Source organism: Kutzneria buriramensis (genome assembly GCF_003387475.1).
GTDB classification, from domain to species: Bacteria; Actinomycetota; Actinomycetes; order Mycobacteriales; family Pseudonocardiaceae; genus Kutzneria; species Kutzneria buriramensis.
Genome location: NZ_QUNO01000011.1, coordinates 107,067 through 129,808, shown reverse-complemented (window position 1 = coordinate 129,808; position 22,742 = coordinate 107,067). Strand labels below are relative to the sequence as shown.

At 70.6% G+C, this 22,742-nt stretch carries 21 protein-coding genes and 1 tRNA gene; 14 read left to right on the top strand and 8 right to left on the bottom strand.

Going from position 1 to position 22,742, the window contains the following annotated elements; translation table 11 throughout:
• Positions 1-217 precede the first annotated feature (217 nt).
• Positions 218-2,092, top strand: coding sequence for a DUF8189 domain-containing protein (locus BCF44_RS30450; RefSeq protein WP_170217834.1), 1,875 nt, complete (start codon positions 218-220; stop codon positions 2,090-2,092).
• Positions 2,093-2,196: 104 nt separating this feature from the next.
• Positions 2,197-2,754, top strand: a complete 558-nt coding sequence (locus BCF44_RS30445) for a DUF4291 domain-containing protein (protein ID WP_116178087.1) — start codon at positions 2,197-2,199, stop codon at positions 2,752-2,754.
• Here the strand turns inward: BCF44_RS30445 and BCF44_RS30440 are convergent.
• Complete coding sequence (locus BCF44_RS30440; protein WP_116177862.1) at positions 2,743-3,180, bottom strand: MarR family winged helix-turn-helix transcriptional regulator; 438 nt, start codon at positions 3,178-3,180, stop codon at positions 2,743-2,745. The genes BCF44_RS30445 and BCF44_RS30440 overlap by 12 nt on opposite strands.
• Positions 3,177-3,584 carry an SRPBCC family protein gene (locus tag BCF44_RS30435; protein ID WP_116177861.1) on the bottom strand — a complete coding sequence of 136 codons (408 nt, stop codon included), beginning with the start codon at positions 3,582-3,584 and terminating at the stop codon, positions 3,177-3,179. The genes BCF44_RS30440 and BCF44_RS30435 overlap by 4 nt, the downstream gene beginning before the upstream one ends.
• A 46-nt stretch (positions 3,585-3,630) precedes the next feature.
• Here BCF44_RS30435 and BCF44_RS30430 point away from each other — a divergent pair, with 46 nt between their 5' ends.
• On the top strand, positions 3,631-4,383 hold the full coding sequence (locus BCF44_RS30430; RefSeq protein WP_116177860.1) for a putative hydro-lyase: 753 nt from the start codon (positions 3,631-3,633) through the stop codon (positions 4,381-4,383).
• A 2-nt stretch (positions 4,384-4,385) separates the two neighbouring features.
• Positions 4,386-5,252 carry a hypothetical protein gene (locus tag BCF44_RS30425; protein ID WP_116177859.1) on the top strand — a complete coding sequence of 289 codons (867 nt, stop codon included), beginning with the start codon at positions 4,386-4,388 and terminating at the stop codon, positions 5,250-5,252.
• Here BCF44_RS30425 and BCF44_RS30420 read toward each other — a convergent pair whose 3' ends face one another.
• Positions 5,253-5,852: a TetR/AcrR family transcriptional regulator gene (locus BCF44_RS30420; RefSeq protein ID WP_147328697.1), complete on the bottom strand. Its 600-nt coding sequence runs from the start codon at positions 5,850-5,852 to the stop codon at positions 5,253-5,255.
• Positions 5,853-5,944: 92 nt separating this feature from the next.
• Entirely contained in the window at positions 5,945-6,895 is a 951-nt protein-coding gene (locus BCF44_RS30415; protein ID WP_116177857.1) for an acyl-CoA desaturase, read from the bottom strand.
• Positions 6,896-7,106: 211 nt separating this feature from the next.
• Here BCF44_RS30415 and BCF44_RS30410 point away from each other — a divergent pair, with 211 nt between their 5' ends.
• The 10 genes from BCF44_RS30410 to BCF44_RS30365 all read left to right on the top strand — a co-directional run bounded on the left by BCF44_RS30410 (position 7,107) and on the right by BCF44_RS30365 (position 17,281).
• Positions 7,107-8,225 (top strand): alpha/beta hydrolase family protein, encoded by a 1,119-nt coding sequence (locus BCF44_RS30410; RefSeq protein ID WP_246015745.1) that lies wholly within the window; start codon positions 7,107-7,109, stop codon positions 8,223-8,225.
• A 29-nt stretch (positions 8,226-8,254) separates the two neighbouring features.
• Positions 8,255-8,325, top strand: a tRNA-Gln gene (locus BCF44_RS30405).
• 74 nt (positions 8,326-8,399) lie between these two features.
• The gene (locus BCF44_RS30400; RefSeq protein ID WP_116177855.1) at positions 8,400-10,067 is read left to right on the top strand and encodes a GGDEF domain-containing protein; all 1,668 of its coding nucleotides are present in this window, start codon (positions 8,400-8,402) and stop codon (positions 10,065-10,067) included.
• Between the two features lie 42 nt (positions 10,068-10,109).
• Positions 10,110-11,594 carry a bifunctional UDP-N-acetylglucosamine diphosphorylase/glucosamine-1-phosphate N-acetyltransferase GlmU gene (glmU, locus tag BCF44_RS30395; protein WP_116177854.1) on the top strand — a complete coding sequence of 495 codons (1,485 nt, stop codon included), beginning with the start codon at positions 10,110-10,112 and terminating at the stop codon, positions 11,592-11,594.
• Positions 11,595-11,596: 2 nt separating this feature from the next.
• Positions 11,597-12,577, top strand: a complete 981-nt coding sequence (locus BCF44_RS30390; protein ID WP_116178086.1) for a ribose-phosphate diphosphokinase — start codon at positions 11,597-11,599, stop codon at positions 12,575-12,577.
• 373 nt (positions 12,578-12,950) lie between these two features.
• Entirely contained in the window at positions 12,951-13,550 is a 600-nt protein-coding gene (locus tag BCF44_RS30385; RefSeq protein WP_116177853.1) for a 50S ribosomal protein L25/general stress protein Ctc, read from the top strand.
• Positions 13,551-13,628: 78 nt separating this feature from the next.
• Positions 13,629-14,135: a DivIVA domain-containing protein gene (locus tag BCF44_RS58650; protein ID WP_116177852.1), complete on the top strand. Its 507-nt coding sequence runs from the start codon at positions 13,629-13,631 to the stop codon at positions 14,133-14,135.
• On the top strand, positions 14,125-14,697 hold the full coding sequence (pth, locus tag BCF44_RS30375; RefSeq protein WP_116177851.1) for an aminoacyl-tRNA hydrolase: 573 nt from the start codon (positions 14,125-14,127) through the stop codon (positions 14,695-14,697). The genes BCF44_RS58650 and pth overlap by 11 nt, the downstream gene beginning before the upstream one ends.
• Positions 14,698-14,889: 192 nt before the next feature.
• Complete coding sequence (locus BCF44_RS30370; protein WP_116177850.1) at positions 14,890-15,138, top strand: DivIVA domain-containing protein; 249 nt, start codon at positions 14,890-14,892, stop codon at positions 15,136-15,138.
• Between the two features lie 76 nt (positions 15,139-15,214).
• Entirely contained in the window at positions 15,215-17,281 is a 2,067-nt protein-coding gene (locus tag BCF44_RS30365; protein ID WP_147328696.1) for a hypothetical protein, read from the top strand.
• A 42-nt stretch (positions 17,282-17,323) separates the two neighbouring features.
• Here the strand turns inward: BCF44_RS30365 and BCF44_RS30360 are convergent, their stop codons facing one another.
• From BCF44_RS30360 to BCF44_RS30345, 4 genes are all read right to left on the bottom strand, one after another.
• A complete protein-coding gene (locus tag BCF44_RS30360) occupies positions 17,324-18,979 on the bottom strand; it encodes a fatty acyl-AMP ligase (protein WP_116177848.1) in 1,656 nt (551 codons plus the stop codon).
• Positions 18,980-19,137: 158 nt separating this feature from the next.
• On the bottom strand, positions 19,138-20,904 hold the full coding sequence (locus BCF44_RS30355) for an ABC-F family ATP-binding cassette domain-containing protein (RefSeq protein WP_116177847.1): 1,767 nt from the start codon (positions 20,902-20,904) through the stop codon (positions 19,138-19,140).
• A gap of 17 nt (positions 20,905-20,921) precedes the next feature.
• On the bottom strand, positions 20,922-21,887 hold the full coding sequence (locus BCF44_RS30350) for a 4-(cytidine 5'-diphospho)-2-C-methyl-D-erythritol kinase (RefSeq protein WP_116177846.1): 966 nt from the start codon (positions 21,885-21,887) through the stop codon (positions 20,922-20,924).
• Between the two features lie 31 nt (positions 21,888-21,918).
• Positions 21,919-22,728, bottom strand: a complete 810-nt coding sequence (locus BCF44_RS30345) for a MetQ/NlpA family ABC transporter substrate-binding protein (protein ID WP_116177845.1) — start codon at positions 22,726-22,728, stop codon at positions 21,919-21,921.
• Positions 22,729-22,742 lie beyond the last annotated feature (14 nt).

Below are 22,742 nucleotides of genomic sequence, written 5' to 3'. Positions count from 1 at the left end.
GAGACGAGTCAAGTGGCCGGAAAGCGACCCGAATGCGACGCAGATTACGTAACACAAACGAATCCGAGGAGGCGTCACACGGGCGTCACGACCATCGGGTACGGTGCGCATCGGCCACCCGATTCGGGTCGCCTATCTGGGAAAACTCCATACAGGGGGGAACATGAGAACACCCGGCCTCAGATCGGCCGCCGCCGTTCTCGCCGCGGTGATCACAATGTCGATCATTGTGCCGACCGCGATAGCACACGCCGATTCCGCAACGCAATGCACCGGTCCGGCGCAGGTTTTCGCCGCGCTGCCGGACGGCTCCACCCGTTTGTACAAGCACACCGACCCGGTCGGCGGAACATCGGCCTGGAGCGGTCCGACCAGCGTCGGCGGCCCCAATGGCGGCTCCCTGCTGGGCGGCCCGGACGGCGATGTCTACAACATCCAGTCCAACGGCGAGTTCCGTCGGTACCACTGGAACGGCACCGGCTGGGACACCCCGTTCCAGGTCATCGGGCAGCAGTGGACCGGCTGGGACAGCCCCACCTTCCACAACCGCATCACCGTGGACTCCCGCGGCGACATCTACGAGGTTCCGCATGACGGCAACCTCTACGTCGCCCGCTACGACGCGGCCGCCGGCAAGATCGTCGAGCACGAGATCGACACCAACTGGGGCAACTACGACCTGATCGTGGCCGCCGGCCCCGGCGTGCTCTACGCCCGCGACGCCGGCCTGAACGGCGGCCAGCTCTACCGCTACCAGTACGACGCCGACTCGCAGCGCTGGCTGCAGCGGCAGAAGGTGCTCAGCACCGGCTGGAACATGTTCAGCGCCATGTTCTCCCCCGGCGGCGACACCCTCTACGGCCACACCGTCGACCCGCACGGCGACCTGCTCTGGTACCACTACACCGACGCCACCGGAGCCTGGGCCGGCGGCAACAATCTCGGCTGGGGCTGGGACCCGAGCTGGCTGATCACCTCGACGTCCAACACCTGCGCCACGCCGATGACCCTGCCGGCCAAGCCCCACGTCTCGCCCACCAGCGGGGCGGCGACGACGTTGGTGCCCAACAGCAACGGCCGGCTGGAGTACTTCTACGTCGGCAAGGACGGCAGCCTGGTGGCCGTCGACCAGACGAACGTCCTCGACGGCGCCACCGCCAACTTCGCCACCCTGCCCGGCCGCTCCTCCTTCACCGGGCACCCCGCCGCGGCGCTCAACGACAACGGCAGCGCCCAGGTCATGGCGCTGGGCACCGACGGCGCGATCGGCGGCGACGCACAGACCGCGGTCGGCGGCACCTGGCCGGCGATCACATCGGCGGGCGGATACTTCCCGACCGAGCCGTCGCTGGTGCGCAAGCCCGACGGCACCGTGGTCGCCTACGGCCTCGACGCCCAGGGCGGACTCTGGTACCGGCCGCAGTTCGTCAAGAACGGCGACCTCACCGCCTGGCGCAGCCTGGGTAGCACCGGCATGAAGGACACCCTCACAGCGGTGGTGCAGAACGACACCGTCCGGCTGGTGGCGCTGGACGCCAACAACCGGCTGAGCACCGCCACCGTCACCGGCGACACGGTGAGCTCGTGGACGGAGCTGGCCGGCCTCGCGACGGGCGTGTTGGGATCTCCGGTGCCGTCGGTCGTGATCCGCGCCGACAACACCGCGCAGATCTTCGCCCTCAACGACGCCGACAAGACCATCCGCACCATCCGTCAGAACGCGGACGGCAGCTGGCCCACCGCGTGGGTGACCATCCCCGGCCTGACCGCCGCCAGCGCCCCGTCGGCGGTGCTCACCCCCAGCAACACAGTCGAGGTCGTCGCCACCGGCACCGACGGCTACGTCTACAACACCGGTCCGATCGCCCTGGGCAACCCCGACTACCGCGCCTGGTCGGTAGTCAGCCCGCAGTACAAGGCGGCGTCGCAGCCGTCGACCGCCCAGGTGAGCGGCACCGCCAACACCTGGGTCGTCGTTTTCCGCGACAGTGACGACCGCACCCTGATGTTCCGCCCCTCGGCGACCGGCGCCCAGGCCCGCGCCGCGAACACCACGGCCGGACCGTCCTTCGTCGGCGGCCCGCTGCGCTGAACACGTGAGGGTCCGGCTCCGGCGAGCCGGATCCTCACGGCGCCGTCCGCGTGACGACATGGGCGAAAACCCGGTTGCCACCGGGGCCTACCGTGGACCGGGAGATGAATACGATCAACGCCGCCTACGACGAGCGGCTCATCACCGTGTACCAGGCCTACAACCCGGAGATCGCCGAGGCCGCGCTGGCCGCCGGCGGTTTCGTGCCGCCGTTCAGCCGAACGCGCATGACGTGGATCAAGCCGTCCTTCCGGTGGATGATGCACCGGTCCAGCTGGTCGACCGCGCCAGGCCAGGAACGCGTGCTGGCGATCAGGATCCGGCGCGACGGCTTCGACTGGGCCATGCGCAACTCCTGCCTGAGCTCCTACGACGCTGACACCTACGCCAGTCACGACGAGTGGCGCCGGCGACTCGCGGCGACTTCCGTTCGGGTGCAGTGGGATCCGGACCGGGATGTGCGCATGCAGACGTTGCCGTATCGGGCCGTCCAAATCGGACTCAAGGGCGAGGCGCTTCGGCGCTATGTCGACGAATGGACTTCGGACATCACCGACGTCACCGACCTGGCGCACGAGATCCGCGACCTCGTCCGGGCCGGGCACGCCGACCGCGCGGAGGCGTTGCGCCCCAAGGAAAGGGCGTACGACTCAGCGCAGTAGCCGGGCCAGGCCGGTCACGAAGTCGTCGTCCACCGACGCGAAGTACTCGGCGTCGGACTGCTCCACGTCCCGCAGCGCCGCCGCCAACACCTCACGGCCGTCCGGCGTGACGACGATGCGCAGCGCCCGCGCGTCGCGGGGATCGGGCGCGCGGTTCACCAGCCCGCGGTCGGCCAGCTTGCGGATCACCTGGCTGGTCATCATCGGATCGGTGCCGGCCTGGGCAGCCAGGCGCTGCTGGGTCGGCGGCTCCTCGTGGTCGCCCAGCCACCAGGTCGAGGCCAGCAGCACGAACTGGACGTGGGTGAGGTCGTGCGGCGCCAGCGCGGCCCGCATCGCCCGCTGCCAGGCCAGCGTCACCCGCCAGAGCAGGAACCCGGGGCTGCGCCCGGGCCCCGTCCAGCGCGACTGCGGCTCGTCGGTCATTCGCACATTGTCGCCAATGCCGCCATCGCCACCGGAAAGTCCTCCGTGATCACCGGTCCCAGCGCCGCGAGGTCGTCACCCTCGATCTCCAGGCGGTGCGTGAGCGCCCAGCGGCCGTCGCCGGCCGGCTCGATCCGGTGGATGAAGCGGAGCACGCCGCCCGGCATCGCCGTCTCGTCGGTGAACGCCTCGTTCGGTCTGACCTCCGTCAACACGTAGCCGAGCGGCGGCTGGCCGGCCACCGTCAGCTCGCCCCTCGCGCCCTCGACGAAGCCGCCCTCCAGCGTCACCTTCTCCAGGCCCTCGTCCCAGCTCGGCCAGTCCGCCGGGTCGCTCCACTTCGCCCAGATCGCCGCGGGGGTGGCCGTCGTGGTCAGCGTGTGCTCGAACTCGTAAGTTGTCATGCGCACATATTATATGTGCGCATAGTGTTCCGCTAGCCTTGATTTCGTGACTGCTGCCGAGGCGCGTGCGAGCTTCCGATCCGGTCTGGTCACGCCGACCGCCGGCATGGCCGCCGGCCACACCCAGGCCAACCTGATCGCCGTGCCCGCCGACTGGGCCTACGACGTCCTGCTGTTCGCGCAGCGCAACCCCAAGCCGTGCCCCGTGCTGGACGTCAGCGAGCCCGGCGACCCCCGCACCGTGCTCGCCCCCGGCGCCGATCTGCGCACCGACCTGCCCGCCTACCGCGTGTGGGTCGACGGCGCCCTGGCCGCGGAATGCCCTGACGCAACGGAGTTCTGGCGTTCCGACCTCGTCGCCGTGCTGATCGGATGCAGCTTCACCTTCGAGTCCGCGCTGATGGCCGCCGGCGTGCCGCTGCGGGGTTCCACCGTGCCGATGTACGTCACCAACCGGCCGTGCCGGCCCACTCCCCGGCTCCGGGGGCCGCTCGTCGTCTCCATGCGCCCGATTCCCGCCGACCTCGTACCGACCGCCGTCGAGGTCACCCGCCTGATGCCCGCCGTGCACGGCGCTCCCGTCCACGTCGGCGACCCCTCGCAGCTGGGCATCGCCGACCTCGACCGCCCCGATTTCGGTGTGCCCGTTGCGGTTCGTGACGGCGAGGTGCCCGTGTTCTGGGCGTGCGGCGTCACCCCGCAGGCCGCCGTCATGGCGTCCCGACCGCCCTTCGCCATCACCCATGCGCCCGGGCACATGTTCATCACCGACGCCCTTGACAGCGATTACAGGATCTGACCGTGAACGTGCACCACCTCATCAACACCATCACCGAGCTCGAGGTGGACGAGGCACTCCCCGACGGTGGGCCGACGGGAAGTGGCCGCTGGCGGTGTCACGCGGGTGGCGTCTTCATGGAGATCCTCAACGACCGGGGGATCTCCAGCCTCGTCGCCGGCCGCGACTTCGAGCACGGGTACGACGCCGGAGTGTGGGCGGAGGCCCTTGGCGTCGACCAGCCGCGCGGCTCGGTCGCCTTCTTCCACCGGTACTTCTCGGAGATCGACAGGTTCCTCAGCCGACGGGTCGGTGCCGACGACGTGCTGCGGACGATCAATGCCAAGCGCGTCAAGGCGGCCCGGGAACTCGTGCCGGACGCGGGTTTTGCCGATGACCGCACCTGGCAGCAGGTGCATCTGGTCTGGCAGCGCTCGGTCCTGCCCACCTCCGGCGTCGCCGAACGACTCACCGCCAGCCGTCGCGAGACCGTCGTGCTCGAACGCGTCGCCGGCACCACGAACTGGTACGTCTGCCGCCGCGCCGAAGACCTGCCCCTGATCGCCGCCCGGCTGTCCCCCGGCAGCTGGGTCGGCTTCTACTTCGAGGACCGGTTCCGGCGCATGGCGTTCAACGACGACGCCGAGGTCGAGATCCTGCGCGTCATCACCGACACCCAGGAGGCCGTCGTCGGAGTCGTCACCCCCGGCGAGGTCGTGCTGGACGCCCACGTGCTGACGGATTCCCTTGAGCTGAGCGAGGTCTACGTCGAACTCGTCGGGCACGACATCTACCTCGGCCCGTATCCCGACCCCGCCACCGACGGCGTCCACGCGATCACCCTCGTGCTACCCGACGCCGACGGCGTCGTCCGGAAGCACCCGTACTGATCACCGCATCCGCAGGCGGGGCTTGCCCTCCAGGTGGGACAGGCCGTTCCACGCCAGGTTGACCAGGTGCGCGGCGACCTCGTCCTTCTTGGGCTTGCGGACCTCCAGCCACCACTGCCCGGTCAGCGCCACCATGCCCACCAGCGCCTGCGCGTAGAGGCCGGCCAGCTTGGGGTCGTAGCCCCGGGCGTCGAAGTGCAGGCCCAGGATGTGCTCGACCTGCGACGCGATGTCGTTCAACAGGCTGGAGAACGTGCCGGAGGCGCTGGCGACGGGCGAGTCACGGACCATGATCCGGAAGCCGTCGCTGGAGCCCTCGATGTAGTCGAGCAGGGCTCGGGCGGCCCGCTCCAGGAGCTCACGGGGGTGGCCGTCGCCGCCGGCCAGAGTGGTCACCACGGAGTCGAGCAGGTACTGCATCTCCCGGTCCACGACAACGGCGTAGATGCCTTCCTTGCCGCCGAAGTGCTCGTACACCACGGGTTTGCTGACGCCGGCCCGGTGGGCGATCTCCTCGATGGAGGTGCCGTCGAAGCCCTTCTCGGCGAAGAGCTCCCGGGCCACGTCGAGCAGCTGCTGCCGGCGTTCCTTGCCGGTCATCCGCACACGTGTCACAGGGGCGACGCCGTCCGCGTCGCCCCTGCTGTCACGTGTCCTGCGCCGGGCGGCCATGGCCGACCACGATATGTCACCTACTTGGCGGCGCTGATCCTGGCCAGGCGCTGCGGGCTCGGCCAGCGGACGTTCCAGGCCCAGCCGAGCTTCTCGAACAGCCAGATGGTCCGCGCCGAGATGTCGATCTGGCCCCGCTGCACGCCGTGGCGCGCGGAGGTGGGGTCGGCGTGGTGCAGGTTGTGCCACGACTCGCCGAAGGACAGGATCGCCAGCGGCCAGAAGTTGGCGGACTTGTCACGCGCCGCGAACGGGCGCTCGCCGATCATGTGGCAGATCGAGTTGACCGACCACGTCACGTGGTGCAGCACGGCGACCCGGACCAGGCCGGCCCAGAAGAAGCCGGTCAGCACTCCCCACCAGGACCAGCTGATCAGGCCGCCGAGCGCCGCCGGCGCCAGCAGGCTGACGACGGTCCACACGGGGAACAGCTTGTCGACCTTGTCGAGGTCCTTGTCGGCGACGAGGTCGGGCGCGAACCGGTCGCGGTTGGTCAGGTCCCGCTCGTACAGCCAGCCCATGTGGGCGTGCCAGAAGCCCTTGGCCAGCGCCACCGGACCGGTGCCGAACAGCCACGGCGAGTGCGGGTCGCCCTCACGGTCGGAGAACGCGTGGTGCCGGCGGTGGTCGGCGACCCACTTGATCACCGAGCCCTGCAGCGACATGCTGCCGGCGATGGCCAGGCCCACCCGCAGGCCGCGCTTGGCCTTGAACGAGCCGTGCGTGAAGTAGCGGTGGTAGCCGACCGTGACGCCCATCCCGCTGATGCAGAAGAAGACCGCGCCGACCAGGATGTCGACCCAGCTCAGACCCCAGCCCCAGGCCAGCGGGACGGCGGCGACCAACGCGACGAATGGCACGATGGTGAAGATGTAGATGAGGGCCTGCTCGACGTTGCCGTGTTGGCCGTCCAGCATCGGCTTCGGCCCCCCGCCGGCCGCTTCCCTTGGCTTCTCCAGGGCTGTGGTCATACTTTGACACCTCGCGGTCAGTAATTTGCTTGACTAAGGCGAACCTCGCCTACGGGACCGTAACTTACGCAAGCGTAGGTTGTGCCGGCCGGGAATACCAGCCCCTGCACGGACGTTCTAGGTCACTTCTCAGGATCGACAGGCGGTTGACATCTCCGTGCCGACACAAGGTGTTCGCTCTATAAGGGCCCTCCGGATCACCCTCGTCACCGTGCCGATCCTGCTGGTCGTCGCCGTGCTCGCACTGCTCGGGATCGGCTGGTACTACAGCGGCCAGCTGCTCGATCCGGCGCAGGCGCGACCCGGCTATGGGGACGTCTCACTCGGTCCAACGTCCGTCGACGGTGTGAGTTCCGTCGCACTGAAAAAAGCGTCGGACACCACAGATGCCGGCCAGTGGGCGCTGCTCTGGAAGGGCGGCGCCGCTCAGGTCGGCGAGGTTCTCACCGACCGTGACGGGAAAGTTGAGCGAAAACTGCTCAAGGGTCAGGCCCCGCCGGCCGGCACGCCGGTCCGGCTCAGCCCGCAGATGTGGCCGGGCGACCCGAAATCCGCGCTGGGCCTGGATTTCCAGAATGTGAACGTGCCCACGGGACTGGGCGACATGCCGGCCTGGCTTACGCCCGGCGGCAAGGGCGACACCTGGGTGATCGCCGTCCACGGCCGTGGCGGCGACCGGAACGAGACCCTGCGCCCCATCCCGACCCTGCACGGTTTGGGCATGTCCGTCCTGTCCATCACGTATCGCAACGACGAGGGCGCGCCCCGCTCCCCCGACGGCTTCTTCCACCTCGGCGACTCCGAGTGGCAGGACGTGGAGTCGGCGACGAAGTACGCCACCGCGCACGGCGCCAAGCACCTCGTGCTCTACGGCTGGTCGATGGGCGGCGCGATCGCCGAGCAGGTGCTGGCGCAGTCCCCGCTGGCCGGCGAGGTCGACGCGGTGATCCTGGACGCGCCCGCGGTGAGCTGGGACAAGACGCTGGTGCTGCAGGGCCAGGACCGCGGCCTGCCGATGACCGGCCTGCTCGCCTGGGACGCCGAGCTGGTCGCGGGCTGGCGCGCCGGCATCGACTTCGGACGGATGGAGCTGGCCGACACCCCGCCGGCGCACAAGCCGCCGACGCTGCTGTTCCACGGCTCGGCCGACACCACCGTGCCCGTGCAGGCGTCACGCGACCTGGCCGCGGCGGCCAGGTCGAACGGATGGCCGCTCACGTACGTCGAGGTATCCGGGGCGGAGCACACGGCCTCCTGGAACGTGGACCCGAACGGCTACGAGGGCCATCTCAGGGACTTCTTGGGTGGTCGCCCTGACCTGACGAGGTGAGACGTGACAACATGGACTCCACAACACGGTCCGCTGTGGTGTAACGGCAGCACCTTGGATTTTGGTTCCAATGGTTCAGGTTCGAATCCTGGCAGCGGAGCAGTCGAGAAGGAGTCGAAGCTGCACGAGGACACGGTCGACCAGCACGAGGACGCCGCACCGGCCCTGGCCGAGATGTCGGACGCCTGGCTGGTGGGGCGCGCCCGTGAGCTGGCGATGTCGTCGGGCGGCGACGTGGAGGGCACCTCCGACGCCGCGGTCGCGGAGGCCGACCGCCTGCTCGCGGAGGCGCAGCGGCGGGGCGAGCCGCGCATGGTCGCCCAGGTGCTGCGCACCAGCTGCCTGGTGCGGCTGTCCGGGCCGGACTCGACCAACGAGACCGACGCCCTGCTGGACGAGATGATCGCGCACACCCGCCGGCACGGCCTGACCGTGATGGAGGCGGGCGCGCACGCGCTGCGCGGCCGGCGGCTGTTCCTCGGCGGCTACGAGGACGAGGCGCTGACCTCCGGCGCCCGCGCGCTGGCCATCCTGGACGAGGACCTCACACCGGACACCCTGATCGGCGTCCGGTCCTGGACCCGGCTGCTGTCCGCAGTGCTGGTGGACATCGGCCAGCTGCTCAGCCAGCTCGGCGTGTACGAGATCGCGGCCGGCGTGTTCAACCGGGCCGGCGCGGCCATCCGGGGCGACGGCGGGCCGTACGAGATCGCCGAGCACATGATCAACCAGACCCGGCTGCTGCTGGGCTGGGGCCTGCGGCTGGAGCGGGTCGGCCAGTACGACAAGGCCGCCGAGAAGTTCCTCACCGCCTCGGCCATCGCCGCCGCGGCCGAGGTGCCGTGGCGCAACTCGCAGCCGACCCGGCTGTCCGAGGCGCCGGCCGCCGACCAGCTGCCGGTGGTGGGCGCCGCGCACGCGCTGGCCCGCCCGGGCGCCGAGCACATCGAGCGGCTGCGCGCGCTGACCGACCGGGCCGCCTCGCCCCGTGAGCTGATCATGGTGTCGATCGCGCTGGCCCGCTGCCTGGAACGTGAGGACCGCTTCTCCGAGGCGATCCACGTGCTCGCCGGCGCGGCCGACCGGCTGCTCAACGACACCACCGAAAACACGCTGCGGCTGTGCCTGATGCGGGAGTTCGCGCGACTGTCCGGTTCGGAGCAGACCGAGGTCGGCGCGAACGCGCTGGAGCAGTACGCCACCGAGCTCGAGCACGAGATGTGGCAGATGGGCGAGTCCAAGGTGACGAGCCTGCAGACCCGCCGCGAGCACGAGCGGCTGTCCCGTGAGCACGGTGCGATCTCGCAGCAGGCGCTCCAGGACCCGCTGACCGGCCTGCCCAACCGCCGCGCCCTGGACGAGCGGCTGGAGGCCCTGGTCACCGCGCCCGGCGACCAGCCGCTGGCGGTGGCCCTGATCGACCTGGACGGCTTCAAGGGCGTGAACGACCGGGCGTCGCACGCCGAGGGCGACGACGTGCTGCGTGTCATCGCGAGCACGCTGCGTAGCGCCGTCCGCGGCGACGACATGGTCGCCCGCTACGGCGGCGACGAGTTCGTGGCGCTGCTGCCCGGGGCCCCGCTGAGCGCGGCCGAGGCGGCGCTGAGCCGAGCCGTGGACGCCGTGGCGCGGCTGCCCATGGACCTCTCGCGGGGGGTGACGCTGTCGATCGGCGTCATCGCGCTCCGTCCACAGGAGAGCGCCGCGCAGGCGCTCGCCCGCGCCGACGCCGCGATGTATCTGGCCAAGCGGGGCGGCGGCAACGGCGTCGCGGCTGTGGCCGGGGACACTGTGAGTGAGCCCAACAGCCGCTCGGCCGTGGCGGTGGAGGGCGCACCGTAGGATCGTCGTCATCCAAGGCGTCGACTCCTAGGGAGCAGGTCCATGCCTCAGGGCGGACAGGTCAGCACCATCGTGCTCGCAGCCGGTGAGGGCACCCGGATGCGGTCCACGACACCGAAGGTGCTGCACCGGATCGCCGGCCGCGCACTCGTCGAGCACGCGGTGCGGGCCGCCGTCGGCGTCGACCCCGACCACCTGGTGGTGGTCGTCGGGCACGGCAGGCAGCTGGTCGCCGAGTACCTGGACGGCCTGTCCGGCGACCTCGACCGCAAGATCACCGTTGCCGTGCAGGAGGAGCAGCGCGGCACCGGCCACGCCGTCGGCTGCGCGCTGGCCGCGCTGCCCGAGGTCGAGACCGGCACCACGATCGTCACCTACGGCGACGTGCCGCTGCTGGACGGCGAGACCCTCACCCAGCTGCTGGCCGAGCACCAGTCGGCCGGCAACGCCGTGACGGTGCTCACCGCCGTCGTGCCGGAGCCGCACGGCTACGGCCGGATCGTGCGCGACGCCGCCGGCAACGTGCTGGAGATCGTCGAGCAGAAGGACGCCACGCCGGAGCAGGCGGCCATCACCGAGATCAACTCGGGCATCTACGTCTTCGACACCGCCGTGCTGCGGGACGGCCTGTCCCGGCTGACCACCGACAACGCCCAGGGCGAGCTGTACCTGACCGACGTGCTGGCCATCGCCCGCGGCGACGGCCGCCCGGTCGGCACGCTCATCCTCGCCGACGAGTGGCTGGTCGAGGGGGTCAACGACCGGGTGCAGCTGGCCCGGCTGGGCGCCGAGTTCAACCGGCGGCTGGTGGAGAACTGGATGCGGGCCGGCGTCACCATGATCGACCCGGCCAGCGTCTGGCTGGACGCCGACGTGGCGCTGGCCCGGGACGTGCTCATCGAGCCGAACGTGCAGCTGCGCGCCGGCACCGCGGTGTACGAGGGCGCGGTCATCGGCCCGGACACGACCCTGAGCAACTGCGTGGTCGGCGCCGGGGCCAAGGTGATCCGCACGCACGGCTCGGACTCCGAGATCGGCGAGCGGGCCAGCGTCGGCCCCTTCGCGTACCTGCGGCCGGGCGCCAAGCTGGGGGTCGCCGGCAAGATCGGGACCTTCGTCGAGGTGAAGAACTCCGAGATCGGCGACGGCAGCAAGGTGCCGCACCTGACCTACGTGGGCGACGCCACCATCGGCGAGCAGAGCAACATCGGCGCCGCGTCGGTGTTCGTAAACTACGACGGCGTGCGCAAGCACCGGACCGTGATCGGTTCGCACGCGCGCACCGGATCGGACACCATGTTCATCGCCCCCGTGACCGTCGGGGACGGCGCGTACACCGCCGCCGGCTCCGTGATCACCCGCGACGTGCCGCCCGGCGCGCTCGCGGTGGCCCGCGCGCCGCAGCGCAACGTCGAGGGCTGGGTCACCCGTCGACGTGAGGGCACCCCGGCCGCCGACGCGGCCCACAAGGCACTCGCCGCCCAGCAGGACGCCGAGACCGACGCCCCCGACCCGAAGGAGCAGTGACCGTGGCCTCCATCTCCGGAACACCGAAGAAGAGCCTGATGCTCTTCAGCGGACGCGCCTACCCGGAGCTCGCCGAGGAGGTCGCCAAGTACCTCAACGTCTCGGTGGTGCCGCAGGCGGCGTACGACTTCGCCAACGGCGAGATCTTCGTCCGGTTCGAGGAGTCGGTCCGCGGCTGCGACGCGTTCGTGGTGCAGAGCCACACCGCGCCCATCAACCAGTGGGTGATGGAGCAGCTGATCATGGTCGACGCGCTCAAGCGGGCCAGCGCCAAGCGGATCACCGTGATCATGCCGTTCTACCCGTACGCGCGGCAGGACAAGAAGCACCGCGGCCGCGAGCCGATCTCGGCCCGGCTGATCGCCGACCTGTTCAAGACCGCCGGCGCCGACCGGATCATGACCGTCGACCTGCACACCGCGCAGATCTCCGGCTTCTTCGACGGCCCCGTCGACCACCTGTGGGCGATGGCCCTGCTGGCCGACCACGTGCGCAACCGGTACGGCACCGAGGAGCTGACGGTCGTGTCGCCGGACTCCGGCCGGACCAAGCTGGCCGAGAAGTGGGCCGACATGCTCGACGGCTGCCCGATCGCGTTCATCCACAAGACCCGCGACCCGCTCAAGCCCAACGAGGTCGTCGCCAACCGCGTCGTCGGCGAGGTGCGGGACCGGCTGTGCGTGGTCATCGACGACATGGTCGACACCGGCGGCACCATCGTGAAGGCCGTCGAGCAGCTGGTCGAGGCCGGCGCCAAGGGCGTCATCGTGGCCGCCACGCACGGCGTGCTGTCCGGGCCGGCCGTCGAACGGCTCCAGAACAGCAGCGCCCGCGAGGTCGTGCTCACCAACACGCTGCCCATCCCGGCCGACAAGCAGTTCGACAAGCTCACCGTGCTGTCCATCGCCCCGCTGCTCGCGCAGGCGATCCAGCAGGTCTTCGAGGACGGCTCGGTGACGAGCCTCTTCGACGGCAACGCGTAGAGATCCCCTGGTCGGAGCCTGTGAGGCCGCCGCCGGTGCCTGGACCGCCGGCCGATTTCGATCGAGTCTTTCCATCGATCGAAATCGGCCAAGGGAAGGCACCGGCCTCGTGGGCGGCCGAACCCGCCGCGGCACGCGGCGCATGGGCACAGCCGAACCCGCCGCGGCACGCGGCGCGAAAACACAGGGGCCGATTCGTCATCTGCGAATCGGCCCCCTACACTGTCTTGGTTGCCTCGGCGAGGGTCGTCCTCGTGGCTCCGTGATCGACGCGGCGGCTTGGTTGCCGCGCGCTGTTCATGGGTCCGCGCCGCCCCCGCCGCCGCAGGCCATCCCCACCCCGAATCGCCAGAGCCACAAGGAGTACCCCACCGTGTCCGAGGTACGTCTCGCCGCCGAGTCGCGCACCGAGTTCGGCAAGGGCGCGGCCCGCCGCACCCGTCGTTCCGGCAAGATCCCCGCGGTGCTCTACGGCCACGGTTCCGACCCGAAGCACCTGGCCCTGCCGGCGCTGGAGTTCGCCCGTGTGGTCCGTGAGCACGGCACCAACGCCGTCCTGTCGCTGGAGCTCAACGGCGGCAGCGAGTTGGCGCTGACCAAGACCGTCACCACGCACCCGATCAAGAACTACATCGAGCACGTGGACCTGCTGCTGGTGCAGCGCGGCGAGAAGGTCACCATCGACGTGCCGGTCGTGCTGGTCGGCGACGCCGCCCCGGCGACCCTGGTCACCCAGGAGCTGTCCACCATCCAGGTCGAGGCCGACGCCCTGAACCTGCCCGAGCACGTCGAGGTGCAGATCGCGGGCGTCGAGGCCGGCACCCAGATCCACGCCTCCGACGTCGTGCTGCCCGCCGGCACCTCGCTGGTGACCGACGGCGACGCGCTGGTCGCCGCCGTCAACGCCGCGCCGACCGCCGCCCAGCTGGACGGCGCCGAGGCCGAGGCCGAGCCGGCCGACGACGAGAGCTGAGCCATCACGGCAGAGCGTCGCGACGGCGCCCAGCCCCCGGACGAGGGGGGCCGGGCGCCGTTCCCGCGTTCGGAGCCGATGCCGCCGCCGAGTCTCACGCCCGCCGACGTGCGGACGGTGCGGTTCGAACGCGGGCCGGGCTACGACGTGGACGAGGTGGACGCGTTTCTCGACCAGGTCGCGCAGGCCCTGACCGGCCGCGGGCAGCTGACCGCCGACCAGGTCCGGGACGTGGTGTTCGCCTCCCGTAAGCACGGCTACCGGCCGCGAGACGTGGACGCTTTCCTCGACCGGGTGCACCGGCAGCTGAGCACCGGCAAGATCGCCGGGACGCGGCTGCGGACCGGGGCCGCTCTGCTGGCCGTGCGGCTGCCCAAGGCGCAGCACGGCTACGATCCCGCCGAGGTGGAGGCGTTCCTCGGGCGGGCCGCCGCGACGCTGGACGGGCGGGCGGCGATGACCGCCTCCGAGGTGTTCCACACCAGGTTCACCGGCACCACCGGGCTGCGTCGGGGCTACCGGGTGGCCGCCGTGGACGCCCTGTTGGACGAGTTGGAGCAGGAGTTGCGCTCGCGTGGACGGTAGCGAGGTCGTTCTGGTCGTCGGGCTGGGCAATCCCGGGCCGCAGTACGCCGGCAACCGGCACAACATCGGTTTCCTGGTGCTGGACGAGCTGGCCGACCGGGTCGGCGGCAAGTTCAAGGGACACAAGAGCGGCGCCGAGGTGGTCGAGGGGCGGCTGTCCGGGCGGCGGGTCGTGCTGGCCAAGCCCCGGTCGTTCATGAACCTGTCCGGCGGTCCCACCGTGGCGGCGTCCCGCTTCTACAAGGTCGCGCCGGCCGACGTGATCGTCGTGCACGACGAGCTGGACCTGCCGTTCGCCACCGTGCGGCTCAAGCTCGGCGGCGGCGACAACGGCCACAACGGGCTGCGCTCCATCACCAAGTCGCTGGGCACTCGCGACTACCACCGGGTGCGGTTCGGCATCGACCGGCCGCCGGGCCGGCAGGACCCCGCCGACTACGTGCTCAAGGACTTCGGCACCGTCGAGCGCAAGGAGCTCCCCTTCGCCATCGACCGCACCGCCGACGCCGTCGAGGCGCTCATCGGCAAGGGCCTGGAAGCCGCGCAGAACGCCTTCCACTGAGTTTTTTCCGCGCGTTCCGCGCGGGGCGAGGCCGCCAACCCGGCCGCCGCCTTCCCTTGCCAGTTTTCGATCGATGAAAAGACTCGATCGAAAACTGGCCGCGGTCCAGGCGCCGGCGGCGGCCTCGCGCATCCCAGCACCGACATCTGATCAACAAGCGAATCGGTCAGGCCGTGGGTACCGTTCGCCGGTATGAGCCCTGAGGATGTCCGGGAAGTCACGTTCAGCCTGGCCCTGAAGAGCCGAAACGCCTACGACGAGGCCGAGGTGGACGCCTTCCTCGACCGCATCGAGGCCACCCTGCGCGGCGAGGACACCGTCACCGCCCGCGACGTCCGCGACGTCGCCTTCACGCACCCCGGACTCGGCCGCCGGGGGTACACAAAGGACGAAGTGGACGAGTTCCTCGACCAGGTCGCGGCCGCCCTGGAGGCTCGGTAACACGTGAGGTTCCCCCGGCTATACACGGTTCAGCCACCGTCCGGTGGTCTGGACTACTTGTAGGGGGAGGGGCCTCATGGCCTCAGGTTTATCCAGGCTGCTCGCGGGAGCAGCCGTCACCGCCGTGACCGCCGGATTCGCCACCGTCGCGCTCGCCGCGCCGGCGTCCGCAGCGATCACGAGCGTCACGTCGACGTCCTGGGCGTACACCGACTCCGCGGCGCCCACGACGAAGTTCCTCAACCCCGCGGGCGACGCGCCGGTCGGGGCGCAGGCCTACGCGTCCGGTGAAACGCACATAACCAAGGCGTACTTCACCTTCGACCTGACCAAGTTCGTCGGCACCACGGTCGGACTCGCCCAGTTCGTCACGGACGAGAAGTCCGCGGCGGACTGCACCAAGGCCCGCACCCAGCAGGTCTGGCTCACCGACACCGCGACCGCGCCCACCTGGGCCAAGCCGCCGGCCGAGCGGGCGCAGCTGTCCGGCCCGGTCGGCTACACCTGGGAATGCCCGTCCGAGCGGCTGGTGTGGGACGCCACCACGGCCGTGCAGAACGCGCTGGCCGCGGGCACCAAGAAGATCACCCTCGAGCTGAAGCTGCCCGAGGACCAGCAGTCCGATCCGTCGCAGTTCCGGGTGTTCGACCACGCACCCACGCTGCTGGCGACGTACAACCACGCCCCGAACGCGCCGACCGCCCTGGCCGTCGACGGACAGGCCTGCGGCAAGAAGCCGTTGCTGCACGGGAAGACCTTCAACCCCGTGCTGGCCGCGACGGTGTCCGACCCGGACAACGGCGACTCCATCGCGACCGAGTTCGACTGGTGGCCGGTCGACCACCCGGACCAGGTCACGACCGCGAACTCGCCCGGCCTCTCCAGCGGCGAGACGGCCAAGGCCACCATCCTGGGCTCCACGCTCACCGACGGCGCCACCTACGCCTGGCGGGCGCGGTCCAGCGACCAGCAGGCGACCGGCTCATGGAGCGCGGTCTGCGAGGTCACCTTCGACCTCACCGGGCCGAATGCGCCGACGGTGTCCTCCTCGGACTATCCGACCGGCAAGGCCGCGGGCGGCAGCGGAATTCCGGGAGCTTTTGTCTTCTCCCCCAACGGTTCCACCGACGTCGTCGGGTACAAGTACGGGTGGGACACACCCGTTGACTACGTCGCCGCGACCCGTAAGGGCGGCCCGGCAACCATCGTGATCACCCCGGCGCGGACCGGCCCCGGCCGGCTGACCGTCGAGAGCATCGACGCGGCGGGCAACGGCTCGTCCTGGGTCACGTACAGCTATTTCGTGCAGCCCAACGAGCCGACGGTGTCGTGCACGCCGGCGACCGCATACGTCGGCACGCCCCGCACCTGCACCATAACCCGGTACGACGCGACCGACGTCGCCTTCGAGTACCAGATCAACAACGGCCCGACCACCGAGCTCACGCCCGGGGCCGATGGCACCGCGACCGTCACCGTGACACCGACCGATCCCGACGCGGTGTACCAGCTGAACGTGCGGGCGAAGCTGAGCAACGGCAACCTCACCGACACCAACAACTATCTCGTGCGGTTCGACCCCGGTGCGCCGACGGTCGACCAGTCCGACTACGAGGTGGTGATCGGCAGTTCCGTGCAGTTCACGCTGCACTCGGTGCTGCCCGGCTCGACGACGTTCACCTACACCTGGGGCGGCAACGCGCCGGTCACCGTGCCGGTCGGAAGTGACGGCACCGCAACGCTGTCACTGAAGACGGACCAGACCGGCAGCGAGGAGTTGTCCGTCCGCAGCTCGACCGCCGACGGCATTCAGTCGGCCACCGCACAGAACTGGGTGACCGTCGACAGCAACGCGCCGACGGTGACCAGCACCGACTACCCACAGGGCAGTTGGGGCGGCGGTGTCGGCGTTGCCGGCACGTTCACGTTCTCGTCGGTGGTACCGAACGCGATCAGCTACACCTACAAGCTCGACGACGGCTCTCCGGTGACCGTGCCGGCCGGCGCCGACGGTACCGCGACGGTCAGCATCACCCCGACCACCTCCCTGAGCCAGGACCTCTACGTGACGGCGAATCTGGCCGACGGCAGCCAGACCGCCCAGACCGACTACTACTTCCTCGTCAACTCGACCACGCCGTGACAATCGCCGGGTGCGGGGTTTCGGCCCCGCACCCGGTTTTCCTCAGTCCTTGGCCAGCAGCTGCGCGACCTGCTCGCCGGCGGCGGCGCGGCGGAGCTTGCCGGAGGGGGTCTTGGGCAGGTTGCCCGGCGGCAACACGATCACCGCGTACGGGCGCACGCCGGCGGCGTCCACGACCTTGGCGGCGACCTCGTCCTTGATCGCCTTCACGGCGTCGGGATCGTCGGCACGGTTGGATTCCAGCGCCACGGCGAAGCGTTCGCGGCGGGTGCCGGCGTCGAGGCGCACGGCGACGGCGTTGCCGGCGCGGACACCGTTGACGGAGGTGGCGGCCCGCTCGATGTCGGTCGGGTAGATGTTGCGGCCGCCCATGATGATGACGTCCTTGCGCCGCCCGCAGACGACGACCTGGCCGTCGATCAGGTAGCCCTCGTCGCCGGTGTCGAGCCAACCGTGTTCGTCCTGAGTGGACACCGGGCCGTTGACGGTGAGATAGCCGGGCGTCACGGACTCGCCGCGCAGCATGATCAGGCCGACCTCGCGGTCGCCGCGGGCGTTGCCGTGCTCGTCGACAACCTTGATCTGCAGGCCCGGCAACGGATATCCGAGCAGCGGGAAGGACCGGGTCTTGCCCTCGGTGGCGGGCACGGCCCGCTGACCGGCCTCCAGCTCGTCGGCGTCGACGGTGTCGACGGCGAGGCCGTCGCCGGGGGCGGCGAACGAGACGCCGAGGGTGGTCTCGGCCATCCCGTACGCGCAGAGCACGCAGCCGGGGCTCATGCCGAACCGCGCGCCGGCGTCGGTGAAGGACTTCACGGCAGCGGCGTCGATGGGTTCCGCCCCGTTCAAGGCGATCCGCAGCTGCGACAGCTCGTACTTGCCGTCTTCGTCCACAGAGGACAGACGCCGGCCGGCGATGGCGTAGGCGAAGTTCGGCGCGGCGGTGACGGTGCCGTGGTAGCGGCTGATCAGGTCGAACCACAGCAGCGGCCCGCCCAGGAACTCCACCGGGCTGACCTTCACCAGCTCGATGCCGAAGGTCATCGGCAGCGTCAGGAAGCCGACCATGCCCATGTCGTGGAACAGCGGCAGCCACGACACCATCGTGTCGGTGTCGAAGTCGAACTTGGACGCCGTGATCATGGCCGTCATGTTGGCCATCAGGTTGCGGTGGGTGATCCGCACCGCCTTCGGGTCCGCCGTCGAGCCGCTGGTCAGCTGGAGCAGCGCGGTGGCGTCCTCATCGACGTCCACGGGCTCGGTCAGCGGCTGCGCGCCCTCGAGATCGGTCAGCTTGCGGTAGGTGACACCGTGCTCGTCGAGCACGGCCGACAGCGCGTCGAACGGGCTGCCGAGCAGGACCAGGCCCGCCTCGATCATGCCCAGCACCTTCAGCGTGTCCTGGGCCCATTCGCCGAGGTCGGTGCGCTGGGTCGGCTGGTGCAGCATGGTCACGCTGCCGCCGGCCAGCCACACCGCCTGCACCGCGGGGGCGATGACCGCCGGGTCCGCCGCCAGCACGGCGACCGCGGTGCCCGGCCGCAGCCCGCCCGCCACCAGCCCGCCGGCCAGTTCGGTCGCGGTCCGGTGCACCTCGCCCCACGTCCGGCGCAGCGGCGCGTGCGGCTCGCCGGTGATGAACCCCTTGTCGCGGCCCCCGGCGCCGGTGGCCCGCAACGTGTCGACGAACTTGCTCATGGGATTGAGCCTAAGGCGTCCCCGCCCACCCCGGGTCCACCCCCGCGAGTCGCGCTCAGCGACACACCGAAATGCGGTTTCGGGCAGAGCTGAGTCTCGAGACTCGTTTCTGCCCGAAACCTACATTCGGTGTGCCTGAGAGCGTGACTCGCCGGGGTTCACTCGGCGGCGTCGGCGGCGAGCATCCATTGCTCCTCGACGTCGTCCTTCTCGGCCAGCACGGCGCGGAGCTCGGCGTCCAGGGCGAGCAGCTTGTCGGGGTCGGTGGCGGCCTCGGCCAGCTTGGCGTGCAGCTCGCCCTCCTTCTTGGTCAGCACGTCCAGCCGCCGCTCCAGCCGGGACAGCTCCTTGCGGGCAGCCCGCTGCTCGGCGGCGTCGCTGACCTTCGGCGCCGCTGTCACGGCCTGCGCCGCCGCGGCGGCGGCGAGCTGCTGATCGCGCTTGCGCAGGTAGTCCTCGATGCCACCGGTCAGGTCGGAGATCCGGCCGTCGCCGAACAGCGCCACCACCTGGTCGCAGACCCGTTCGATCAGGTACCGGTCGTGTGAGACGACGACCATGGTGCCCGGCCACGAGTCGAGCAGGTCCTCCAGCTGCTGGAGGGTGTCGATGTCCAGGTCGTTGGTGGGCTCGTCGAGCAGCAGCACGTTCGGCTCGGCCATCAGCAGCCGGGCCAGCTGGAGCCGCCGCCGCTCGCCACCGGACAGATCGGACACCGGCGTCCACTGCTTGGCCTTGGTGAAGCCGAACTTCTCCGCCAGCTGCGACGCCGACAGCTCCACCTTGCCCAGCACGACCCGCCGCGCGACCTCCTCGACGGCCTCCAGCACCCGCAGCTCGCCGGGCAGGTCGTGCAGCTCCTGGGTGAGGTGCGCCAGCCGCACGGTCTGCCCCTGGATCCGCTTGCCGCTGTCGGGCTCGCGATCGCCGGCCAGCAGTCGCAGCAGCGACGTCTTGCCCGAGCCGTTCACGCCGACCAGGCCGATCCGGTCGCCCGGGCCGACCCGCCAGGTCACGTGGTCGAGCAGTGTGCGGTCGCCCAACGAGAACGACACATCCTCCAGCTCGACGACCGTGCGGCCGAGGCGGCGCTTGGCGAACGCCATCAGCTCCACCTTGTCCCGCGGCGCCGGGACGTCCGAGATGATCGCCTCGGCGTTCTCGATCCGGTACCGCGGCTTGGACGTCCGGGCCGGCGCGCCGCGGCGCAGCCAGGCCAGCTCCTTGCGGGCCAGGTTGCGACGCTTCTCCTCCGCCGCGTCGGCCAGCCGCGCGCGCTCCGCCCGGGCGTACACCCAGTCCGCGTAGCCGCCCTCGTACTGCTCGACGGCGCCGCCGACGACTTCCCACGTCCGGGTGCACACCGTGTCCAGGAACCACCGGTCGTGGGTCACCACGACGAGTGCGCTGCGGCGGGCCAGCAGGTGCTCGGCCAGCCAGCGAACGCCCTCCACGTCCAGGTGGTTGGTCGGCTCGTCGAGCACCAGCAGGTCCAGGTCCTTGATCAGCGCCGCCGCCAGGGCCACCCGACGGCGCTCGCCGCCGGACATCGTCCCCACCGGCGAGTCCAGGCCCAGCGCGGTGATGCCCAGCCCGTCCAGGATGGACCGCACGCGGGCGTCCGACGCCCACTCGTGCTCCGAGGAGTACCCGTGCGGATCCAGCACCGCCGCGCGCACGGTGTCGCCGACCAGCTCGGTGCGCTGCGTGACGACCGCCATCCGCAGGTCCCTCGTCTGGCTGACCCGCCCCTCGTCCGGCGGCTCCAGCCCGGTCAGCACCTCGAGCAGCGTGGTCTTGCCGCCCCCGTTCAACCCGACGACCCCGATCCGGTCGCCCTCGTTGACCCCGAGGGACACGGCGTCGAGCAGGGCCTTCACGCCGTACGACTTGCTCACGGCTTCCAGGTTGACGAGATTTGCCACGTGGAGAGCCTACGGGCCTAGGCGTGCACCTCTGGCGGGGTGGGGCGGGCGCTGTCGTCACCGGTGATCACGCGGGCGCCGGCGACCGGGCCCTGCGCCACCCGCACGGTCCGGCACACGCCGGCGCCCGACAACTCGGCGGCGACCCGCACGGCGGCGTCGCCGTCGGAGCAGAGGAACGCGCAGGTGGGGCCCGAGCCGGAGACGATGCCGGCCAGCGCCCCGGCGTTGACGCCGGCCCGCAACGTGCGCCGCAGGCCGGGGCGCAGCGAGACGGCGGCGGCCTGGAGGTCGTTACCGAGCAGCAGCGCCAGCTGGTTGGGGTCGCCGGAGGCCAGCGCCTCCAGCACGGGCTCGACGGCGCCGACGCGCGGCGGGTTGCCCTCGGCGCGCAGGCGGTCCAGCTCGCGGAACACCTCGGGCGTGGAAAGACCGCCACTGTCCAGGGCCATCACCCAGTGATAGGTGTGCCGGGACAGCACCGGCACCAGCTGCTCGCCGCGCCCGGTGCCCAGCGCCAGGCCGCCCTGCAGCACGAACGGCACGTCGCTGCCGACCTCGGCGGCGACGGTGGCCAGCTCGTCGCGGCCGATCTCCAGCCGCCACAGGTTGGCCAGCGCGACCAGGGTGGCGGCGGCGTCGGCGCTGCCGCCGGCCATGCCGCCGGCCACCGGGATGCCCTTGTTGATGGCAATCCGCAGCTTGGTGTCGTCCGGGTCGCGGCCGACGTGCGCGGCCAGCGCCCGCGCCGCCTTCCAGACTAGGTTCGACGAGTCGGTCGGCACCGCGTCGGCGCCTTCGCCGTGCACCTCGAGCCCGGGCTCGTCGGCGACGGCGACGGTCACCTCGTCGGTCAGCGACAGCGACTGGAACAACGTCGTCAGGTCGTGATAGCCGTCTGCGCGCAGGTCACCCACCGCGAGATGGAGGTTGACCTTCGCTGGGGCCCGGACGGTCACTGGTGTCGGTACGACGGCTAGCACCCGTCCAGCCTACGGGCTGTTGCTGTGCTGGCTAGAAGGCCGGCAGGACCGAACCGTGGAACGTCTGGTCGATGTAGTCCTTGACCTGCGGGGAGGTCAGCAGCTCGGCCAGTTCCTTGATCCTCTTGTCGCCGGCCAGCTCCGGCCGCGTGACCAGGCCGTTCGCGTTCGGGTTGCCCTGCGCCTTCTCCACGAGCACCGCGCTCCTGACGTCCAAACCGGCCGACAGCGCGTAGTTGCCGTTCACGATCGACGCGTCGGTGTCGTCCAGGCTGCGTGGCAGCTGCGCCGCCTCCAGCTCGACGAACTGAAGGTGCTTCGGATTGTCGGCGACATCGCGCGGCGTGGCCGAGGCCTCGACGCCGGGCTTGAGCTTGATCAGCCCGTTGTCGGCCAGCAGCGTGAACGCCCGCGCCTCATTGCTGGTGTCGTTGGGCACACCGATCTTCGCGCCGTCGGGCAGGTCGGCCGCTTTGTGTGCCTTCTTCGAGTACAGCCCGAGCGGTTCCAGGTGCACCGCCGTGATCCAGGACAGCTGCACGCCGTGGCTCTGCTCGAAGTCGGCGAGGTAGGGCTGGTGCTGGAAGTAGTTGGCGTCCAGCGACTTGTCGACCAGCGAGGTGTTCGGCGTGACGTAGTCGGTGAACTCCTTGACCTGGATCTTGAGGCCCTTGGCCGGCGCGAGCTTGTCCGCGACGTACTGGAGGATCTGGCCGTGCGGGGTGGGGCTGACGCCGACGACCAGCGGGGCGTTCGGGTCGGCGGCCGCGCCGCCGCCCGACCCGCAGGCGGCCGCGGTGGCCGTCACGAGGGCAGCAAGGAGCGCAACACGAAGCTTCATGGGACTGGGATTCC

What these genes read in the sequence shown, in the direction of transcription:
- BCF44_RS58650 (WP_116177852.1), top strand. Translation starts at nt 13,629, where the DNA reads ATGCCGCCGCCGAGTCTCACGCCCGCCGACGTGCGGACGGTGCGGTTC.
- BCF44_RS30435 (WP_116177861.1), bottom strand. Translation starts at nt 3,584, where the DNA reads ATGACAACTTACGAGTTCGAGCACACGCTGACCACGACGGCCACCCCC.
- BCF44_RS30370 (WP_116177850.1), top strand. Translation starts at nt 14,890, where the DNA reads ATGAGCCCTGAGGATGTCCGGGAAGTCACGTTCAGCCTGGCCCTGAAG.
- BCF44_RS30345 (WP_116177845.1), bottom strand. Translation starts at nt 22,728, where the DNA reads ATGAAGCTTCGTGTTGCGCTCCTTGCTGCCCTCGTGACGGCCACCGCG.
- glmU (WP_116177854.1), top strand. Translation starts at nt 10,110, where the DNA reads ATGCCTCAGGGCGGACAGGTCAGCACCATCGTGCTCGCAGCCGGTGAG.
- BCF44_RS30415 (WP_116177857.1), bottom strand. Translation starts at nt 6,895, where the DNA reads ATGACCACAGCCCTGGAGAAGCCAAGGGAAGCGGCCGGCGGGGGGCCG.
- BCF44_RS30445 (WP_116178087.1), top strand. Translation starts at nt 2,197, where the DNA reads ATGAATACGATCAACGCCGCCTACGACGAGCGGCTCATCACCGTGTAC.
- BCF44_RS30450 (WP_170217834.1), top strand. Translation starts at nt 218, where the DNA reads ATGTCGATCATTGTGCCGACCGCGATAGCACACGCCGATTCCGCAACG.
- BCF44_RS30400 (WP_116177855.1), top strand. Translation starts at nt 8,400, where the DNA reads ATGTCGGACGCCTGGCTGGTGGGGCGCGCCCGTGAGCTGGCGATGTCG.
- BCF44_RS30360 (WP_116177848.1), bottom strand. Translation starts at nt 18,979, where the DNA reads ATGAGCAAGTTCGTCGACACGTTGCGGGCCACCGGCGCCGGGGGCCGC.
- BCF44_RS30365 (WP_147328696.1), top strand. Translation starts at nt 15,215, where the DNA reads ATGGCCTCAGGTTTATCCAGGCTGCTCGCGGGAGCAGCCGTCACCGCC.
- BCF44_RS30440 (WP_116177862.1), bottom strand. Translation starts at nt 3,180, where the DNA reads ATGACCGACGAGCCGCAGTCGCGCTGGACGGGGCCCGGGCGCAGCCCC.
- BCF44_RS30420 (WP_147328697.1), bottom strand. Translation starts at nt 5,852, where the DNA reads ATGACCGGCAAGGAACGCCGGCAGCAGCTGCTCGACGTGGCCCGGGAG.